The organism is Companilactobacillus allii (assembly GCF_001971585.1).
Lineage (GTDB): Bacteria > Bacillota > Bacilli > Lactobacillales > Lactobacillaceae > Companilactobacillus > Companilactobacillus allii.
Map to the genome: position 1 here is coordinate 922,181 of NZ_CP019323.1, position 18,284 is coordinate 940,464.

20 protein-coding genes are annotated in these 18,284 nt (G+C 37.3%); 16 read left to right on the forward strand and 4 right to left on the reverse strand.

The features are described from left to right. Nucleotides 1-58 precede the first annotated feature (58 nt). The 3 genes from BTM29_RS04405 to BTM29_RS04415 all read left to right on the forward strand — a co-directional run bounded on the left by BTM29_RS04405 (nucleotide 59) and on the right by BTM29_RS04415 (nucleotide 2,690). The gene (locus tag BTM29_RS04405) at nucleotides 59-748 is read left to right on the forward strand and encodes a VIT1/CCC1 transporter family protein (RefSeq protein ID WP_076614347.1); all 690 of its coding nucleotides are present in this window, start codon (nucleotides 59-61) and stop codon (nucleotides 746-748) included. A 16-nt stretch (nucleotides 749-764) separates the two neighbouring features. Continuing rightward, complete coding sequence (locus BTM29_RS04410) at nucleotides 765-1,466, forward strand: VIT1/CCC1 transporter family protein (RefSeq protein ID WP_076614348.1); 702 nt, start codon at nucleotides 765-767, stop codon at nucleotides 1,464-1,466. 390 nt (nucleotides 1,467-1,856) lie between these two features. Beyond that, the gene (locus BTM29_RS04415) at nucleotides 1,857-2,690 is read left to right on the forward strand and encodes a methyltransferase domain-containing protein (protein WP_076614349.1); all 834 of its coding nucleotides are present in this window, start codon (nucleotides 1,857-1,859) and stop codon (nucleotides 2,688-2,690) included. A 144-nt stretch (nucleotides 2,691-2,834) separates the two neighbouring features. Here BTM29_RS04415 and BTM29_RS04420 read toward each other — a convergent pair whose 3' ends face one another. Beyond that, nucleotides 2,835-3,107: a metal-sensing transcriptional repressor gene (locus BTM29_RS04420; RefSeq protein WP_076614350.1), complete on the reverse strand. Its 273-nt coding sequence runs from the start codon at nucleotides 3,105-3,107 to the stop codon at nucleotides 2,835-2,837. 170 nt (nucleotides 3,108-3,277) lie between these two features. Here BTM29_RS04420 and BTM29_RS04425 point away from each other — a divergent pair, with 170 nt between their 5' ends. Further along, nucleotides 3,278-3,601, forward strand: coding sequence for a thioredoxin family protein (locus tag BTM29_RS04425; protein ID WP_076614351.1), 324 nt, complete (start codon nucleotides 3,278-3,280; stop codon nucleotides 3,599-3,601). A gap of 246 nt (nucleotides 3,602-3,847) precedes the next feature. On the opposite strand, the gene BTM29_RS04430 is transcribed toward BTM29_RS04425, so the two are convergent. After that, entirely contained in the window at nucleotides 3,848-4,876 is a 1,029-nt protein-coding gene (locus BTM29_RS04430) for an LCP family protein (RefSeq protein ID WP_076614352.1), read from the reverse strand. 139 nt (nucleotides 4,877-5,015) lie between these two features. Here BTM29_RS04430 and arsC point away from each other — a divergent pair, with 139 nt between their 5' ends. Together arsC and BTM29_RS04440 are read left to right on the forward strand one after the other, a co-directional pair. After that, nucleotides 5,016-5,438 carry an arsenate reductase (thioredoxin) gene (gene arsC, locus BTM29_RS04435; protein WP_076614353.1) on the forward strand — a complete coding sequence of 141 codons (423 nt, stop codon included), beginning with the start codon at nucleotides 5,016-5,018 and terminating at the stop codon, nucleotides 5,436-5,438. Nucleotides 5,439-5,552: 114 nt separating this feature from the next. Beyond that, nucleotides 5,553-5,822, forward strand: a complete 270-nt coding sequence (locus tag BTM29_RS04440; RefSeq protein WP_076614354.1) for a hypothetical protein — start codon at nucleotides 5,553-5,555, stop codon at nucleotides 5,820-5,822. Between the two features lie 47 nt (nucleotides 5,823-5,869). Here BTM29_RS04440 and BTM29_RS04445 read toward each other — a convergent pair whose 3' ends face one another. Continuing rightward, nucleotides 5,870-6,595: a GntR family transcriptional regulator gene (locus tag BTM29_RS04445; protein ID WP_076614355.1), complete on the reverse strand. Its 726-nt coding sequence runs from the start codon at nucleotides 6,593-6,595 to the stop codon at nucleotides 5,870-5,872. A 169-nt stretch (nucleotides 6,596-6,764) separates the two neighbouring features. On the opposite strand from BTM29_RS04445, the gene BTM29_RS04450 reads away from it, so the two are divergent. The 7 genes from BTM29_RS04450 (at nucleotide 6,765) to BTM29_RS12865 (ending at nucleotide 14,424) form a co-directional block, all read left to right on the forward strand. Beyond that, complete coding sequence (locus BTM29_RS04450) at nucleotides 6,765-8,144, forward strand: glycoside hydrolase family 1 protein (protein ID WP_076614356.1); 1,380 nt, start codon at nucleotides 6,765-6,767, stop codon at nucleotides 8,142-8,144. A gap of 25 nt (nucleotides 8,145-8,169) precedes the next feature. Beyond that, a complete protein-coding gene (locus BTM29_RS04455) occupies nucleotides 8,170-9,525 on the forward strand; it encodes a PTS sugar transporter subunit IIC (protein ID WP_076614357.1) in 1,356 nt (451 codons plus the stop codon). A 23-nt stretch (nucleotides 9,526-9,548) separates the two neighbouring features. Next, nucleotides 9,549-9,722: a hypothetical protein gene (locus BTM29_RS12780; protein ID WP_157886437.1), complete on the forward strand. Its 174-nt coding sequence runs from the start codon at nucleotides 9,549-9,551 to the stop codon at nucleotides 9,720-9,722. A 540-nt stretch (nucleotides 9,723-10,262) separates the two neighbouring features. Next, nucleotides 10,263-12,182 carry an OPT/YSL family transporter gene (locus BTM29_RS04460; RefSeq protein WP_076614358.1) on the forward strand — a complete coding sequence of 640 codons (1,920 nt, stop codon included), beginning with the start codon at nucleotides 10,263-10,265 and terminating at the stop codon, nucleotides 12,180-12,182. Between the two features lie 14 nt (nucleotides 12,183-12,196). Further along, nucleotides 12,197-12,580: a coenzyme PQQ biosynthesis protein PqqD, pqqD gene (locus tag BTM29_RS04465; RefSeq protein WP_076614359.1), complete on the forward strand. Its 384-nt coding sequence runs from the start codon at nucleotides 12,197-12,199 to the stop codon at nucleotides 12,578-12,580. Between the two features lie 23 nt (nucleotides 12,581-12,603). Beyond that, nucleotides 12,604-14,034 (forward strand): C69 family dipeptidase, encoded by a 1,431-nt coding sequence (locus BTM29_RS04470; RefSeq protein ID WP_076614360.1) that lies wholly within the window; start codon nucleotides 12,604-12,606, stop codon nucleotides 14,032-14,034. Between the two features lie 60 nt (nucleotides 14,035-14,094). Next, nucleotides 14,095-14,424 carry a hypothetical protein gene (locus BTM29_RS12865; protein ID WP_192844202.1) on the forward strand — a complete coding sequence of 110 codons (330 nt, stop codon included), beginning with the start codon at nucleotides 14,095-14,097 and terminating at the stop codon, nucleotides 14,422-14,424. Between the two features lie 9 nt (nucleotides 14,425-14,433). Here BTM29_RS12865 and BTM29_RS04475 read toward each other — a convergent pair whose 3' ends face one another. Further along, nucleotides 14,434-15,639, reverse strand: a complete 1,206-nt coding sequence (locus BTM29_RS04475) for a GGDEF domain-containing protein (RefSeq protein WP_083685917.1) — start codon at nucleotides 15,637-15,639, stop codon at nucleotides 14,434-14,436. Nucleotides 15,640-15,792: 153 nt separating this feature from the next. On the opposite strand from BTM29_RS04475, the gene sdaAB reads away from it, so the two are divergent. The 3 genes from sdaAB to BTM29_RS04490 all read left to right on the forward strand — a co-directional run bounded on the left by sdaAB (nucleotide 15,793) and on the right by BTM29_RS04490 (nucleotide 18,241). Further along, entirely contained in the window at nucleotides 15,793-16,464 is a 672-nt protein-coding gene (sdaAB, locus tag BTM29_RS04480) for an L-serine ammonia-lyase, iron-sulfur-dependent subunit beta (protein ID WP_076614362.1), read from the forward strand. A gap of 23 nt (nucleotides 16,465-16,487) precedes the next feature. Next, entirely contained in the window at nucleotides 16,488-17,354 is an 867-nt protein-coding gene (sdaAA, locus tag BTM29_RS04485; protein ID WP_076614363.1) for an L-serine ammonia-lyase, iron-sulfur-dependent, subunit alpha, read from the forward strand. Between the two features lie 365 nt (nucleotides 17,355-17,719). After that, nucleotides 17,720-18,241 carry a ClbS/DfsB family four-helix bundle protein gene (locus BTM29_RS04490; RefSeq protein WP_076614364.1) on the forward strand — a complete coding sequence of 174 codons (522 nt, stop codon included), beginning with the start codon at nucleotides 17,720-17,722 and terminating at the stop codon, nucleotides 18,239-18,241. Nucleotides 18,242-18,284: the final 43 nt, after the last annotated feature.

Sequence of the window (18,284 nt, forward strand, 5' to 3'; positions counted from 1 at the left end):
GTTAGTAAGTAAGAACCATTCCAAGATAGAAACGATTACAGATTAAGGAGTGAGGAAGATGCAAAAGAAAAAGAAGAACAGAAGCCTTGCTGAAAAGATAAATGTCATGCGTGCTAGTGTTATGGGTGCTAATGATGGCATTGTTTCAGTTGCCGGTATCGTTATTGGTGTAGCTGGTGCCAGAAGTAGTAATTATGCGATTTTCCTAGCCGGTATTGCTGGTATGCTTGCTGGGACCATCTCGATGGCAATGGGTGAGTGGGTCTCTGTTAGTACCCAACGTGACAGTGAACGTCGTGCAATTGAGAAGGAGTCAGCAGCACTTGATGGCAATTACGATAGAGAATTTGAATTCATCAAGAACAAGTATCAATCGACCGGGATTTCTTCTGATTTGGCATTAAAGGCCACCAAAGAAATGATGAGTGATGATTCACTTGATGTTGCAGTCCGTGAAAGATATGGATTCAATCCCAAAGAACACACCAGTGCCATTGCCGCAGCGTTGGCATCAATGATTTCATTTCCAACTGGCTCGATTCTGCCATTATTATCAATAACCCTGTTTCCAAGTAATATTAAGATTGTCGCAACCGTAGTTGCAGTGATCATTGCTTTGACAGTGACAGGCTATACAGCCGCAGCTTTAGGCAACGCTAATAGACTAAAGGCCGTATTCAGAAATGTTCTATCAGGATTATTAACAATGCTTGTAACTTATTTAATAGGATCGCTATTCGCACACTAAGGATGTGACAAGATTGATGAAAGCAGTAAATGTTGCAAAATCAAAAAAGCAAAAGAAAACAATGGCAGAACGTTCCAACACACTACGTGCCGGAGTTTTAGGATCAAATGATGGAATCTTAACAGTTGTTGGTGTGTTATTTTCAGTAGCCGTCGCAACAACGAATCAGTTCACAATTTTTATTGCCGGCTTGTCCGATCTTCTAGCATGTGCTTTTTCAATGGCTTCTGGCGAATACGCTTCAGTTAGCTCCCAAAAGGATACAGAAAAAGCAGCTATTGAAAAAGAACGTGAACTAATCAAGACAGACTTTGCAGGCGAAGTTCAAGCAGTGGCAGACTTCTACGTAAAACGTGGTGTTACCGAGAATACATCAAAAGAAATTGCAGAAGAATTGATGAAAAAAAATGCCCTAGCTACCGTAGTCAAAGTTAAATATGACCTAGACTTAGGACACTATATGAGCCCATGGGATGCAGCATTTTCATCACTAGTGGCAGCATCTTCAGGTGGTATATTCCCATTAGTAGCAATGACTCTTCTACCAGTTTCACTACAATGGCCAGGAACAATACTAGCCGTAACCTTGTCAGTAGCATTGACAGGATTCTTGAGTGCCAAATTAGGCGACGGGTTAGTTAAAACAGCTATTATTAGGAATGTTATTGTTGGTATTATTACTATGATTATCCATTATTCCGTTGGATTGATGTTATAAAATCAGAGCGATACAATTCACGGGAATTTCCGAGCATTAACACAAAAAATGACGATCAACACGAAAGTGTTGACCGCCATTTTTAGCGTTAAGCGGAAGAAATTGTGAATTGTATCGCGTTTCAGCAAGTTTGAGGATAAAAAAGAAAAGAACAAATTTTTTTACCTGAAAAAATCAAGAAGAGAAGAAATTGTGAATTGTATCGCGTTTCAGCAAGTTTGAGGATAAGAGAGAGGCAAGGTATGAATTCATTTCCTGGAAAAAGGAAGAAGAGAAGAAACCATGTTTTGAATCGCGTTTCAGCAACCAATAAAAATCAAGAAATCATGTAGCAATCCCAATTGCATGCTATCCTATAATAGTAGACTATAGAAAAATTGGTAATAAAAAATGAACAAAGATAAATTAAAAAGATTCCTAAACAGCCAGGGATTTTTCAAGTGCCCCAATTGTGGCGAGAAACTATCATTAAATAATACTAGCTTAGTTTGTGCCAACAATCATAACTTCGACATTTCTAAATATGGCTATGTGAATTTCTTGTTAAATATGAAGCAACAAAAGAACTATGACAAAGATAACTTCGAAAACCGTGGCCTCATTTTGAAAGATGGATTGTATGATCATATATTAAATAATCTGACCAATATTATTTCAAATCTTCCCATTGAAACAATTCTGGATACGGGATGTGGAGAAGGATATTATTCTCGTGAAATTCATAAATCACTTGATAAACAAATGCTGGCGTTTGATATATCAAAGGACTCAATTCAACAAGCTGCTAAAAATGATCAAGGAAACTCTGTTAAATGGTTTGTTGGTGATTTAGCACAATTACCCATTCAAGATAGCAGTGTTGACTGTATCTTGGATATATTCTCTCCAGCGAATTACAGTGAATTTCATCGTATCTTAAAGGATAAAGGGTATTTGATCAAAGTCATTCCAGGCGAAAATCATGTGATTGAATTACGTAAGCAAGCTAGTGAATTTCTCAGAAGTGACAGTTATTCAAATCAGCGTGTACGCGAATACTTTGAAGAGCATTTTGATGTGGTTGATGAGATAAATGCTACTAAAACTTACGATGTGTCAAAAGAAGTGCGTGATGCGTTCATTCAGATGACACCCTTGTTGTTCAATGTTGATAAAACAAAGGTTAATTGGGAAGAAATTGATCAAATCACAGTTGATTCTAAGATTCTAATCGGTAAGGCTTAGCACCTCGAATGTCCCGTTCTTGAAGTGCTCTAAACGCAATAACCAAGAACACATACTCCGCTTACTACGAATATGTAATGCACTACTTCGTAGCACCTCACATATTCTAGGTAATGCTCGAATGTCCCGTTCTTGGTTATTGCTCTATTTTGTTTTCATCATCAAATCTAATGATCCCTGTAAATCTTTTAACTGTTGTTCGTCGACACAATTAACATTTTTGCGAATATTTTGAGCGATTACTAGTTTCATGGCTTTATCGACTCCAGATTTTACAGCTGATAGTTGAACTAAGACGTCGTCACAGGATCTATTATCTTCCATCATTTTTAGGATTCCGTCTAATTGACCGCGGGATCTTTTTAGTTGGCTGGTTATTTTTTTGCTGGCTTGTTCTTCTTCGATAGTTTGAGACATAAGTGCCTCCTGAGTTTATTTATTAGTGTAATTATACCTAGTGGGGTAGTGTACTTCAAATTATATGCTGTAATAGCTTATATTTGGCCAAATCAAAATATTTGATTAGTATTACCCTAGGGGGTATATTGTTAATTGAAAATGAAAAGTGATATATAAGGAGAATTCATATGAGTAATATCAAAGAAATTAGTGACGCAACTTATAATGATCAAACAAATACAGGATTGGTAATTACTGATTTTAACGCAGACTGGTGTCCACCATGTAAAATGATGAATCCAATTCTTGAAAAGTTATCATCAAAGGATGAATTAGGCGATAAGATCAAGTTCACATCAATGAATGTTGATCATAATCCACAGACCCCTGATAACTTCGGTATTCAAGGAATTCCTACATTTATTATCAAAAAAGATGGTAATGTTGTCGGACGTTTGGTTGGTTATCAACCAGAAGAGAAGTTCCGTGCAGCATTAGCACAATATATGTAGAGCGTGACAAAACACGTTCAGTTTTCGAGTATAATGCAAAATAAGTAGACATCCACGCAAGTGGACGTCTACTTATTTTTTATTAAACGGAGAAAATTGTGTTTTGGCACGCGTTTCACTGCAAACTTGAGTAGAAAAAAGTTATGTCATAATCCTTTTTTTATTAAACGGAGAAAGTTACGCTTTTTCACTGCAAGTTTGAGTAGAAAAGGAAGTTTGTCACAACTTTTATTTTAGTTTAAAAATCTAAAATGTATTATCAGTGTAATAGGTAGTATCTAATCCATTAGTGTCATAGTCAGTATTGTCAGGATCTTTGAAATAAGCTGAATTTAACTTATTCAACTTGGTTTCTGTATTGTTCAGTGTCTTCTTACTCAATCCTAGATTGGCACGTAACTTATCAGATGCCGATTGCATGACCTCGGTAGGTAGTATCTGATATGAGCTACCATTGATCCAAGCAGATTGACCTTGTAACTGTTTAGTAGTCAATTTCTTACCGGCACTATGATACTTAATAGGGAATTTCTCCATTTGAGAATCGGTCAAATCAGAATCTACATCTGGGCCTAACTTGGTGATCAAATCAGGTAGTTTAACCAAGTACTTGGGTTGTTCTAGTTTCTTTGTGACAGCCTTTAGGACTTGCTGCTGTCTGATTTGTCTACCATAATCTCCACGTGGATCTTGATAACGCATACGAACGTAACTAAGTGCTTGTTTACCATTCAAGTGATGAGTTCCTTTTGGTATAGTAATACCGTCATAACTAACTTTGATAGGTGTAGTAACGGTAACACCGCCAACGAAGTTAACGGCCTTCTCTAAAGCACCCATATTGATAGCGACACTGTAGTCAACCGGTATACCAAGTAGCTTACTTACAGTTTTCTTAGCCATATCAGATTTACCAATATTGTAGGCAGCGTTTATTTTTTGAACGTTCTTTTGTTTCTTACCAGCTCCGACAATCTCAGCCATTGTATCTCTAGGAATAGAGTACATCACTGATTTATGCGTCTTGGGATTTAGGGTTATGATCATCATGGTATCAGAATTACCACGATCGATTCTACCATCGGCACCAGTGTCAGCGCCTAGTAAAAGGATCGAGATGGGCTTTCCAGTGTTGATTTTGTCAGATACACTGGTAGAGTTTGAGTCCACTGAATCCAGTGCCTTTTTACCTTGATAGATATAAATGCCTAGTGCTACGGCAATAACAGCCAATAATGCTACAATAACAATTACAATTCTCTTAAAAATTTTCATTATATTCTCCAAAGACCACGTATTTGTGAATGTATATATTGTAATCATAAGTACTTAATAATGTAAAGTAATAATTAATCTTTACAAATTTCATGGCTATTGTATTATCTTTTTAATTTAAAGACAAAGAGGTTGCACTATGAAGAAAATATACTTTATTTGTACCGGTAATTCCTGTCGTTCTCAAATGGCAGAGGGTTTCGCCAAGAAATATCTCCCTGACTGGGAAGTCCGTAGCGCAGGCGTTGAAGTCCACGGATTGAACCCAAAGGCTGTTGAAGTTATGGCTGAAAAAGGAATCGATATTTCTCATAATACATCTGATTTAATAGATCCAGAATACTTCAATAAATGTGACTTTGTAGTGACACTTTGTGGCGATGCACGCGACAGATGTCCTAGAGTACCTAGTGGTGTCACACATTTGCACTGGGGATTAAATGATCCGGCAAAAGCTTCTGGTAGTGATGTAGACATTTTGAATGTATTTCGTGAAGTAAGAGACAAACTTGAGCATAAAGTAGATTGCTTCAGCAAGAATACCCATAATATAGGTAATTAAATTGAGAAAAATTGTTACTTTTGTCACAAGGGGTTTTCTCTCGAACTGCAAAGTGTTATTCTAGTCTGTGGAGAATGAAAACGTTTGCAGCAATTTAACCGGGGAGATGATCTTATGACAGACAGCAAAATCATGAGAAGTATAAAGAAATATGTAGATTCACTAGAAGTTAAGGTGACTTTTTCTGAACCAACTAATTTTAATCCTATTAAATATCCACAATTGGAAGAAATGGGACAATGGAGTCATGATAGAGTAAGAAATACTTTGACACTACAAACAAAACACCTGATCGATTATAACGAAGGTGACTTAGTAGATGCCCTAACTGATTCAAGAGTTGATCCTTATAAATATGCTATTGAATCTAGAACATTTGCATAAATAGACCAAAAAATAGGTAATGGGAATTTTCCCATTACCTATTTTTTTTATAGCGTTATATCGGCTGTTATATGACTCTTTTCATATGGAAAATGTGTCTCAGAGATTTCGAACGGTTGTCCGTCATCCAAATAACTCAACTGATTGATCACCATGATTGGTTCACCAAGTTCATTAGCTATACCAGTATCAAGGTCAATCTGTGTGGCTTTTTCAGCACTGATCACACGATGAGACCCTTCAATATTCAATCCTTCTTCTTGTAGATGTGCATAGACCGAGCCATGTAGTACTTCTTTGGTTATCGTTGTGATTTTAGTGGGCATGATCGTGTTCTCATATGCAAATATCTCCTTATTAACATAACGGACACGTCGAATTACATAGACTGGGTCAGTAGGTTGAATAATTAATTTGTTTGCTTCACTGGCTGAAGGCATACGAGCGGATAATTCCAATACCTTACTAGTTACTTTCTTACCTTGGTTAGTGTGAGTAGCACCCAGGGGCTTATCAATAGGTGAGACTGAACCATAATTAGTGCTCTCTTCATCAGAAGCATAGTCTTTTCTCACAAATGTTCCAGAACCGCGCTTTGAATAAACCATCCCTTCAACGACTAATAATTGAATTGCCTTATGGACAGTTATTCGTGTGGTATTAAAACTCTTGGCCAAGTTATTTTGATCTGGCAGTAATTCACCGGGAACATATTTACCGGCTTTGATTTGATCTCTTAATTTATTTGCGACTTCTTTATATTTATATGCCATGATACATTTCTCCTAGATTATACATCTACTATCTTATCATGTTTCACAAACAATAGTTGTTTTAAATGTATATACTTTTATAAAAATAAATGTTTACATTCAAAATAATTGATGTATACTGAAAGCGTATTCAAATTAGTGATTCAAATTTTTTAAGAGGCGGTGCAGTATGACAAAGCAGTTACCAAAAGATTTTGCATGGGGGAATTCAACATCCAGTATGCAAACTGAAGGTGCCTGGAATATCGGTGGTAAAGGTAAATCAGTTTATGATGATCGTCCTGCTACAGAGAATTCTTCAGATTGGCATGATGCTATTGATGAGTATCATCGTTATGAAGAAGACTTCGATTTAATGGCAAAACAAGGGATGAACTTTTATCGATTCCAAATTTCTTGGAGCCGTGTTAATCCAGATGGTGATGGAGAGTTTAATGAAGAGGGCATTGAGTTTTATAGTAAGTTGATCGATGCTCTGTTGGCTCGAAACATCACACCTATGATCTGTTTGTACCATTTTGATATGCCATTACACTTGGCACAAGAATATAACGGATTCTTATCACGTCACGTGGTGGATGCATTCGTTAAATATGGCGCAGAAATGGTCAAGAGATTTGGGGATCGTGTTAAGTATTGGATTACTTTCAACGAGCAAAATCTTTATCATATGGGCGAAGCATTCCGCATTGCTGGATACTTGGAAGGTGATAAGACAGACGATGAATTGTACCAAATCAGCCATCATGTAATGTTGGCTCATGCTGGAGTAGCAAACTATATCCATGACAATACTGATTGTTTGATCGGTGGGATGCTTGCATATAGTGAAGTTTATCCAGCGACATCAGATCCAAAAGATGTTTTATATGCACGCCAAATCAACGAATTCATGAATCGTGATCTATTGGACGTGTTCGCTTACGGTCGTTATTCAAACGAAGTAATGACTTTTGTTAAGAATCATGGAATTGATATGGACTTCCAGCCAGAAGACGAAGATGTGTTCATTAAGTTAACATCTGACTTTATTGCATTCAGCTATTATAGAAGTGACACAATCAGTGCCGCACAAGTTCCAGAAGGAACAATTCCAAATCATTACTTAGACGAAGGAATCAAGAAGAATCCTTATCTAGAGACGTCAGAATTTGGTTGGCAAATTGATCCATTAGGATTCCGAGATATTTTGACAAAGGTTTACAACGAATACGGCATTCCAATGTTCCCAATTGAAAATGGTATTGGTGTTCGTGAAAAATTCGATGGTGGAGAAATCCAAGATGATTATCGTATCAAATACCATCGTGATCACATCCAAGCTATGGAAGATGCTATTTTTGAAGATGGAGTTGACGTGATAGGTTACCTTGGTTGGGGATTGATCGACATACCTAGTTCCAGCGGCAATATGGACAAACGTTATGGAACAGTCTATGTAAATCGTACAAACCATGACCTATTAGATATGGCTCGTGTACCAAAGAAGAGTTATTGGTGGTTGAAACACGTCATTGAAACAAATGGCGCAGATTTAGGTGATATTTAACTAAAATTTTTTGAGGGGTGTTAATATGTCAAAGGAATCAACTTCCGAAAAACTAGAACATAGTAGTTTTTTGGATAAGTTCACGCAAATTTCTGTTACTGTAGGTAACTGGGTTTACCTAAGATCTTTGCGTGATGCGTTCGCTGTTATCCTTCCAGTTTTCATTATTGCTGGTTTGGGTACATTGTTGAACAACACAGTTTTCATGTGGATCTTTAAAGGTGATACATTAACAAAGGTTCAAGTTTTTGGTAACGCCATTTCAAATGGTACTTTGAACGTTGCCAGTGTCTTGGTTGCTCCAATGATTGGATATGCTTTAGCCAAGAATAAAGGCTTTAATAACCCAATCGCTGCTGCAGCTATGTCACTAGCTTCACTATTCATTATGATGCCTGGTACTGTTTCATTAACAGATGCTGCCGGAAAAGCACATAACGTTACTGGTGGTTTGAGCTTCTTGAACACAGGTACACAAGGTATGTTCGGTGGTATTATTATCGGACTTGTAGCTACAGCTATGTTCATCAAATTAGCTGGAGTTAAAAAGTTACAGATCAACTTAGGTGAAAATGTTCCACCTGCAGTTAGTTCTTCATTTAGTGTTTTACTTCCTGCCTTGATCTTAATGTCATTCTTTGCTTTGATTGCTGCATTGTTAGCAGGATTTTTCAATACAGATTTGATCAACTTGATTAAGAACTGGGTACAAGAACCACTTCGTGGATTTAACACAAGTATCTTAGGATTCTGTGTAATCTACTTTGTAGCCAACTTCTTATTCACATTAGGTATTCACCAAACAGTTATTTCAGGTTCTTTGATGGATCCACTTGTACTTATCAACATGAACCAAAACATGTTAGCTTATGCTCACCATGCACATATTCCTAACATCATCACAACTTCATTCGTTTCAAACTACGTTCTAGTTGGTGGTTCTGGTTCAACAATTTCTCTTATTATCGCTATTTTGTTATTTAGTAAAGTTAAGTCAAGTAAAGACGTTGCCAAACTTTCATTAGCTCCTGGTATTTTCAATATCAACGAACCTATGATCTTCGGTTATCCTATCGTCTTCAACTTGCCAATGATGATTCCATTCGTATTGTTCCCAATTATCGGAGCTTTGATGGGTTATTATGCAACATTACTAGGTATTGTTTCTAAGACAGTCGTCTTGGTACCATGGACTACACCACCATTGATCGGACCATATCTATCAACAGCCGGTGACTGGCGTGCCGTAGTTCTACAAGTTGTAATTCTAGCAATTGGTGTTGTTTTGTATCTACCATTCATGAAGATTTCAGAACGTGTTGCTGCAAAACAAGCTGAACAATTACATGCAGAACAAGACGCTGGAACAGTTAATGCTTAAATTAAGAAAAGAGGACATATATAATGAAATTTGAAAGAATTTGGTTCAGTTATATCGCAATTGCTTTGCTGATATTATTGGGATTATTCGACCTAGTGAATTTTGGATTGAGTCTTACTACCATCAGTACATTTGTGGTTGCAATCCTCTTTATCGTTACCTTGCACAATAAACAGAGCGTTAAAAAGCGCGATTAGCTTTTACATATAAGTCAAAAAGTCCTAGTGTCCACAAAGTGGATGCTAGGACTTTTTGACTTATATGCAGGAAGCTGCGCTTTTTAACGCGTTTGCGAAGCAAACAAAAGAAAAATAGAAAACTGTAATTTTTTAAGATGGATTCAAATTTATAATTAGTGAAAAGTATTAAGAACTCTGTGAAAACAAGGTTCTTTTTTGTAAATCAATGAAAAAGGTAATTAATATTTATTTTAATAATTCTCATCAAATTATAATGTAAAATTAAGCTAGAATTATTGTTTACTAAATGTGAACACGTGTATATCCGTATTATAGCAGGAATATAGCCAATTTTGAATCTACAATTGTAACTGTATTTGGTTTATAAATAAGTACGCACATTTGGTATATTTTGAGATATATTTCTGAAAAGTACTTGACTAAATACATGTGAAGAAGTTAACATAAAGTTGCGATTACGGATAAATAGAAAGGACTGGGATTAAGGGTTTGAGGATTGATTCTGTAAAAAAATATTAGTAGAAGGAGGGAACTATTTTGAAAAAACGGTTATCTCAATCGGCTTACGGTGGTGTAGATGGTAACAAATACGTCCCGTATGTGACCGACAAGAATAATAAAGGTGGAAGTTCAACCATCATGATCATGGGTGCCATTTTGGCAGTTATCTTCGCTGCTTCAACGGCATACTCTGGTATGAAAGCGGGTCTTACTGTTGCGGCCGGTATTCCGGGATCCATTATTGGTTCTGGTATGGTCGGAGTATTTGCTAAAAAGAAGGGAATACTTGGTAAGAACCTCTTACAAGGGATGTCTAGTGGTGGTGAATCAATCGCCAGTGGGATGATTTATGTGTTACCAGCTATCATTATTATCGGTGGTAAAGTTAATTTTATTGCTGGTATTGCAGTTGGTGCGCTTGCTGTATTGTTCGCTATTGGTTCAGCTTCATTAGTTCAAAATTACTTAGTAGTTGAAGAACACGGAAAGTTGGTTTATCCAGAATCCATGGCCATCTCAGAAGCACTAGTAGCGTCTGAAGCCGGTGGTGACTCATTGAAGTTTATGGGTATTGGATTTGGTATTGGTGGTATTTTGACGATACTCACAACACAAGTATTCGGCTGGGTAAACAGCATGATCACTTATGTTGGTAGTTCATTTTATCGTTGGAAGATGTCCACAGAAGTTAACCCAATGCTAGCTGGTATTGGATTCGTTGTTGGACTAGAGGTTGCCTTGGTAATGTTTGCTGGATCGGTTCTTTCAAACTTTGCCATTACACCTTTGATTGCTTATTTCACACAAATGGCCGGAAGCTCATCCCACGTATGGAATGACGCAGCTGTATCAGTTTCACAGATGAGTGTTGATCAAGTTGCTGGATCATATTCTAAGTATATCGGTGCTGGTATGATGCTTTGTGGTGGTATTGTTGGTGCTGTCAAGCTCATTCCAGTTATTATTACATCTGTTAAGAAAACGCTTAACGCTAGAAATAGTGAAGATAGCGAAAAGAACACATTAGGTATTTGGGCATTATTAATTGGTACTATCGCAATTTTTGTAGTAGGATTCTTCATCTCAGGCAACTTCTTAATGGCTATTGTTGCTGGAATCCTTTCATTATTATTAGCTCTATTATTCGTCATCGTTTCAGCACGTTTGGCTGGTACGATTGGCTGTTCTAATGCACCAGTTTCCGGTATGACAATCGCTTCGTTAGTTATCATGACGTTAGTATTTGTAATATTTGGCTGGACTAATACGCAGCACAGTGAAATCCTATTGTTATTCGGTGTTTTCATAGTTACCGCAATCTCCGTTGGTGGGGCTTACATGCAAACGCAAAAAGTTAACTATGTAATTGGTGGTAACAACAACGAAATGATGAAGTACTTCATGATTGCTGCAATGATCGGTGTTATTGTAGTTGTAGGTACAACCGTTATCCTTGAACCTCAATTGAGAATAACTGGATCCAATCCACCATTTGGTATGCCTCAAGCCAACTTGATTGCCACATTGACATCAGGAATTATGTCAGGGAACTTGCCTTGGATAATGATTATCGTCGGTGTTGTTATGGCTTTGGTATGTTGGATGTTAGGACTATCGATCATGACAGTTGCTCTTGGCTTTTATCTACCAATGTCAACAACATCAATCATTCTAGTTGGAGCTTTAGTTAAACTATTGATTGAAAACTCAACCAAAGAAAAAGAACTCAAAGAAAGACGTGTACAAAGTGGTGTCAGTCTTTCATCAGGACTTATTGCTGGTGGATCGATCATTGGTTTGATCGGTATCATCTTGCATGTAACTGGAGTTCTTGGGGATGTTACTCCTGGTGGATTCGCTGGAAGTAATGAAATGGGCTTGATCCTATTAGTAGTATTAGTAGTGTCAATGATCCTACCATTAATTAATATCAAAAAAGATACTAAGACTGAATAAGGAGGTTAATAGCTATGGCTAAGGATCGTTCAAATGAACTTACTGAAGAAGATTTGAAACAATTGGTCTTCGAAAAAAACCCAGAAGTTAAATTCAAGCGAAAAGCAGGCATTATTACTATTGTTCGTGAGCAAAATCATCCAATACAAAAATTCTTCCGAAAAATGCATATGCATATTCCTGAAGAGAGCTATCTGGAGTTAGATGCTTATTGTTCCTTTGTATTCAGCAAGATCAATGGACGTCGTAATGCCTATGATATCGGTAAAGAGTTGGTAGAAAAGTTCCCAGAAGCTGACGAGTTTCGCTATACCAGATTGATCTTGTTCTTACAACAGATCGAAAGGGTCGATCATTTGATTCAACGAGTACCTAATACAGAACGAAAAATTGCTTAAAAAAATTTTGGAGGAGAATTAATATGACTACAGATCGTCTAGAATTATCCGCATGTACTTCAATTATGGTTGGTAAAGATGCTTCAATGGATGGAGCAACTTATATCTCAAGAAACGAAGATAGACTTGTTGCGATTCACCCTAAGAAGTTCTTCGTGCAACCAGCTGTATCAGGTCGTAAGGAGACATATGTATCACCATTCAATAAGTTGACTGTACCACTACCAGAAAGTGGCTATCGCTATACATCAACACCGAATGCTGATCAAAGTGAAGGACCTAATGAAGAAGACGGATTCAACGAATTAAACGTTGGTGAAAGTGCTACAGAGAGTGTTTACGCTAATGAAAGAGTTTTGGCATTTGACCCATTTGTAGAGAACGGATTCGCTGAAGATTCACTAACAACACTAGTGTTACCATTTATCAAGTCAGCCAAAGACGGAGTTAGATATCTTGGCGAATTGATCAAGAAATATGGATCAGCTGAAGGTAATGGTATCCAATTCAACGATAAAGATTCAGTTTGGTATATGGAAATAGTTACAGGCCACCAATGGGTAGCTGTACGTATTCCTGACGATTGCTATGCAGTTGCTGCCAACCAGATTGCTATTGAAGATATTGATTTTAACGATCCTGACAACTATATGTGGGCTGATGGTATCCAAGAATTCGTAGAAGATCATAACTTGAATCCAGATAATGGACGCTTTGATTTCAGACATATCTTCGGAACAGATACTGAAAAAGATCATCACTACAACACACCTCGTGTCTGGTATGCACAGAAATGTTGGAACCCATCAATTGAGCAAGATCCAGAATCACCAGAACTTCCATTTATTCGTAAACCAGAACACAAATTGTCAATTGAAGATATCCAATATATCTTAAAATCACATTACAATGAAACAAAATACGATCCACTAGGCAATGGTACAGATCATGAGAAGAGAGTATATCGCTCAATCTCACTATCACGTACAGCCAACTCACATATTCTACAAATGCGCGACTCAGATAAGTCAGGAGCTGCCGGTGTAGAGTGGATCAACTTCGGTGTACCAACATTTTGTCCACACGTACCATTCTTTACAAACGCTAATGACACCGATGAATCATATCGTGAATTAACTGAAAAGATGGATATGAAGAGTGCTTATTGGATGTATGAAGCATTAGCAATGGTCGTAGAATCTCACTACAACGAATTCATCGAACAAGATACAGACTATCAAAAAGCACTATCAGAATGGGCAAGAAGAAAGATCGAAGAAGTAGATCAAAAAGCCCTAACAATGTCAGGTGAGAAATTAACAGCTTATCTAACAGAACAAAACCATGAAATCGCCACACATTATAATGAAGAAACAAAGAAATTCATGGCAGATTTAGTTACACAAGGTTGCGAGTTGTCTAGCCTTGTATTCAAGATGGATCCAAATCTTTAGAGCGTAAAATCACGCGCCCAATTCCTGAGCATTAACGCAAATAATCCCAGCATTCACGAAGTGAATACTGAGATTATTTTTGTTAAGCACAGGGAATTGCGTGATTTTACGCGTTTGCGAAGCAAACAAGGAAATATATATAAAGTAGTTTATTGGTCTTTATTCAGCAAGCATTTAGACAAAATAAAGAATACTGAGATTATTTTTACTAAGCACAGGGAATTGCGTGATTTTACGCGTTTGCGAAGCAAACAAGGAAATATATATAAAGTAGTTTATTGGTCTTTATTCAGCAAGCATTTAGACAAAATAAAGAATACTGAGATTATTTTTACTAAGCACAGGGAATTGCGTGATTTTACGCGTTTGCGAAGCAAACAAGGATACTAGAAGGACTCTTTATTCAGCAACAACAGCCTGCAAACTATCGTAACTGAAAGTCTCACCTTCAATAGTGACACAATTTCTACCACTATTCTTAGATTGATAAAGATACTTATCAACACGTTCAAAAATATCTTTGTATGATAAATCCTTATCAGTCAACTTGGTAACACCAAAACATATCGTGACGTCTAATTTGGTACCATTTAAGAACAATGGAATATCAGCAAGTGTCTTCCTTATATCGTAGACTACTTTTGTTGCGTAGTTTACATCGGTGTCTCTTAATATGACGATGAACTCTTCACCACCATATCTGAATAATTGGCCGTTCGTATCTGGACAACTGACCAATTCACGCTCAGCTAGATGGGCTACGTGTCGAAGGACTTCGTCACCAGTTTCATGGCCATAATTATCGTTGAAGTTCTTGAAATGATCGATATCGAACATAGCGACAGTCAAAGGCTTGTTGTTGTCATGATACTCATCAAAAGCCTCTTTGGAGACAGTGTTAAGGTTGGATCTATTCCGGACACCAGTAAGTGCATCATAGTTTGCCTTTACTTCTAGATCCTTGTAGTCCGCAAATGATGCTCTAAGTCTTACCTCGGTCAATCGGAATAGGAACATGAAAATTTCGAAGAATATCATTGAGATTATGGTGTTGAGTGGATTGAAACGATAGTCTATCCAAAGTAGTGTCCACCAAACCAGTCCATAGATGGATTGGGCAATGGTATATTTGTATCCAGATACTAACATCTCGTCTTTGTGACTATAAACGTAATCTACAGTTATCAATAATACGAAGTATGCACCAATGAAAACTGGCCACAACTTACTGTCTAAACGAGTGAGATTTAAAGACGGATTGTATAAGAAGGGTAGGGCTAGTGTGGTAAGTTCTACTAGCCTATTATTTAAGATCAAGAAGCCGTAAAATGACACGGCAATCTGGGCGTTAGCGTACAGCCAGGCATCTTTCATAATGATGCCATTATTTATGGTCATGAAGACTTCTCGTAGTACAAGTATACTGGCTATTAGGATTAGTGTTTCAACAATGTGCGCTCCAAGACGAATAAAAAACGGAGACGCAGTACTTACTTTCTTTTCAATCGAATAAGATATAAGCGTTATTACTGTAATCAATCCAATTGTTATTAAAAATACAACAAGATCAGAAACGGTTAAATAATTGCTAATGAAATTTGACATTTTATCCAGGCTTTCAGAATATTAATATATTTATTTTAGCATTAATGTTTGCATGATTATTAATTAATGTTATTGTTTTTTTAAATAAATGAAAAATTATAGGAAATTAATGTGATCTTTCATTAGATAAGATAAGAAACAGGGGTGTTTATTATGGCAGACTTACGTTTTAACAGTGTGTTCGACATAATTGGTCCAGTTATGATTGGTCCAAGTAGTTCACATACGGCTGGTGCCGCTAGAATTGGTAAGGTAGTACATGATATTTTTGGTGAAAAGCCAGACAAAATAACCATCGATTTATATGAGTCATTTGCTAAGACGTATCGTGGTCATGGGACTGATGTGGCCATTGTAGGTGGATTATTAGGGATGCATCCAGACGATACTAGATTATCCACTTCATTAAAGTTGGCCTATGAAGACGGGATCAAAGTTGCCTTCGTTCCTAAAAGTGACAAAGTATCTCACCCGAACACTACGAAGATCACCATGATAAAAGGTGACCATAAATTGTCGGTCACTGGGATATCTATCGGTGGAGGCAATATCCAAATATCTGAAATCAATGGATTGAAAATCTCACTAAGCATGGGTGTTCCCACGTATATACTCGTTCAACAAGATGTTCCCGGTGTGATCACTAAAGTTACCGACATCTTCACTAAGCGTGGTATCAATATTGGAACTATGACTGTGACTCGTGAATCCAAAGGCAAACAAGCCATTACAATAATCGAAGTCGATGATACAAAGGATCAAAAGGAAATCATGGAAGAGTTAAGATCATTGGAAAATATGGTCAACGTTACTTTCTTCAACTAGTTTTGTAAATAGAGGTGAAAATTATGTTTTATACAGTAAGTGATTTAATTAAACAGAGTCAAGACTATCCGTCAGTAGCACAGCTCATGATCGAAACTGAGATGGAGAACACTGGACGTACTAAAGAGAAGATACGAGAGCTGATGGGACGCAATCTTGAGGCAATGGAGAATTCAGTTAAACAAGGTGTTGCTGGAGTTAAATCCGTTACTGGCCTTACTGGTGGGGATGCTAAAAGAATGGATGAATACATAGAAAAAGGGGATTTTCTAAGTGGACAACCAATTCTTGAAGCGGCCAGAAATGCCGTCGCAGTCAATGAAGTTAATGCCAAAATGGGACTGATCTGTGCCACACCAACTGCCGGAAGTGCCGGTGTCTTGGCTGGAGTTTTATTGGCAGTCCGTGATAGATTGGACATGTCTCGTGATGATCAATTAGACTTCTTATTCACCGCTGGTGCCTTTGGATTAGCAATTGCCAATAGTTCATCTATCTCTGGAGCAGAAGGTGGATGCCAAGCAGAAGTCGGATCAGCTAGTGCCATGGCAGCCGCAGCACTGGTAAGTATCAAGGGTGGTACAGCACAACAAAGCGGTTATGCCATTGCAATGACACTACAAAACTTAATGGGATTGATCTGTGATCCAGTGGCTGGATTAGTTGAAGTCCCTTGTGTTAAAAGAAACGCCATGGGAGCATCCCAAGCAATGATATCAGCAGATATGGCACTAGCCGGTGTCAAAACAGTTATTCCTGTTGATGAAGTAGTTGAAACAATGCATCGTGTTGGCCAACAATTACCATCAATGTTCAAAGAAACAGCAGAAGGCGGACTTGCTGTTGCACCTACTGCTTTGAAGTTGAAGAAACAGATATTTGGAGAATAGAGCGATTAAAAACGCGGTTAATTTCCGAGTAATAACACTACAAAGAGGCCTTCGCAAAAGCGAAGACCTCTTTGTAGTGTTATACGGAAGAAATTGCGTTTTTAATCGCGTTTGCGAAGCAAACAAGAGGGAGAAAAAATTATGTAGTGTCTATATTACATTCACATCAATATAAAGGGAAAAACAACCCAAACCAAAGCCTCTTTTTGATTATTAAAGCGGTTTATAAGAGTAAAATTATTTAATTTATAAGGATTATTTAATTTATTAAGCTTTTTGCAACAGTTGTGACAAGAAACGGCCTATAATAGATATTGGAGAGGTCCCGTGTGGAATCTTTAATATCAATGAAAGGTAGCAAATGTATGCAGGTATATAAGAATTCAGAAGAATTAATAGACCAAATTAGAAAGAGTTATCAACAATTCATTGATGAATATGAGGGTATTACGGATGATGTTGCGGACGATAGAATCGAGCAAGTCGAGAAGACACCGCGTGAGATGCTTTCGTATCAAGTTGGTTGGATCAATATGATCTTGTCATGGGAAAAGGCTGAAAAGGGCGGCCAAGATATCACGACACCAACTCCAGGTTATAAGTGGGACCAAATAAGACAGTTATATGATGATTTTAACGTCAAATATGGATCACAAGGCTTGGACAATGAAAAAGAAGAACTAGGTAAAGCAGTAGAAGATTTGATTGAGTGGATCAATCAAATGTCACATGATGAATTATTCAAACCTGGTGAAAGAAAATGGGCCACTACAAAAGCAATGTGGCCAGTAGCAAAATGGATTCGTATCAATGCAATTTCACCCTTCACAAATTACAGTCGCCAAGTTAAGAAATGGAAAAATTTCAATTTACGCCAAAAAGCTTAGAGCGTTAAAATACACGCAAGCTTTCGAGTATTAATCTAAATAG

Coding starts and splice junctions, on each gene's coding strand:
- BTM29_RS04405 (WP_076614347.1), top strand. CDS start 59: ATGCAAAAGAAAAAGAAGAACAGAAGCCTTGCTGAAAAGATAAATGTC.
- BTM29_RS04410 (WP_076614348.1), top strand. CDS start 765: ATGAAAGCAGTAAATGTTGCAAAATCAAAAAAGCAAAAGAAAACAATG.
- BTM29_RS04415 (WP_076614349.1), top strand. CDS start 1,857: ATGAACAAAGATAAATTAAAAAGATTCCTAAACAGCCAGGGATTTTTC.
- BTM29_RS04420 (WP_076614350.1), bottom strand. CDS start 3,107: ATGTCTCAAACTATCGAAGAAGAACAAGCCAGCAAAAAAATAACCAGC.
- BTM29_RS04425 (WP_076614351.1), top strand. CDS start 3,278: ATGAGTAATATCAAAGAAATTAGTGACGCAACTTATAATGATCAAACA.
- BTM29_RS04430 (WP_076614352.1), bottom strand. CDS start 4,876: ATGAAAATTTTTAAGAGAATTGTAATTGTTATTGTAGCATTATTGGCT.
- arsC (WP_076614353.1), top strand. CDS start 5,016: ATGAAGAAAATATACTTTATTTGTACCGGTAATTCCTGTCGTTCTCAA.
- BTM29_RS04440 (WP_076614354.1), top strand. CDS start 5,553: ATGACAGACAGCAAAATCATGAGAAGTATAAAGAAATATGTAGATTCA.
- BTM29_RS04445 (WP_076614355.1), bottom strand. CDS start 6,595: ATGGCATATAAATATAAAGAAGTCGCAAATAAATTAAGAGATCAAATC.
- BTM29_RS04450 (WP_076614356.1), top strand. CDS start 6,765: ATGACAAAGCAGTTACCAAAAGATTTTGCATGGGGGAATTCAACATCC.
- BTM29_RS04455 (WP_076614357.1), top strand. CDS start 8,170: ATGTCAAAGGAATCAACTTCCGAAAAACTAGAACATAGTAGTTTTTTG.
- BTM29_RS12780 (WP_157886437.1), top strand. CDS start 9,549: ATGAAATTTGAAAGAATTTGGTTCAGTTATATCGCAATTGCTTTGCTG.
- BTM29_RS04465 (WP_076614359.1), top strand. CDS start 12,197: ATGGCTAAGGATCGTTCAAATGAACTTACTGAAGAAGATTTGAAACAA.
- BTM29_RS04470 (WP_076614360.1), top strand. CDS start 12,604: ATGACTACAGATCGTCTAGAATTATCCGCATGTACTTCAATTATGGTT.
- BTM29_RS04475 (WP_083685917.1), bottom strand. CDS start 15,639: ATGTCAAATTTCATTAGCAATTATTTAACCGTTTCTGATCTTGTTGTA.
- sdaAB (WP_076614362.1), top strand. CDS start 15,793: ATGGCAGACTTACGTTTTAACAGTGTGTTCGACATAATTGGTCCAGTT.
- sdaAA (WP_076614363.1), top strand. CDS start 16,488: ATGTTTTATACAGTAAGTGATTTAATTAAACAGAGTCAAGACTATCCG.
- BTM29_RS04490 (WP_076614364.1), top strand. CDS start 17,720: ATGCAGGTATATAAGAATTCAGAAGAATTAATAGACCAAATTAGAAAG.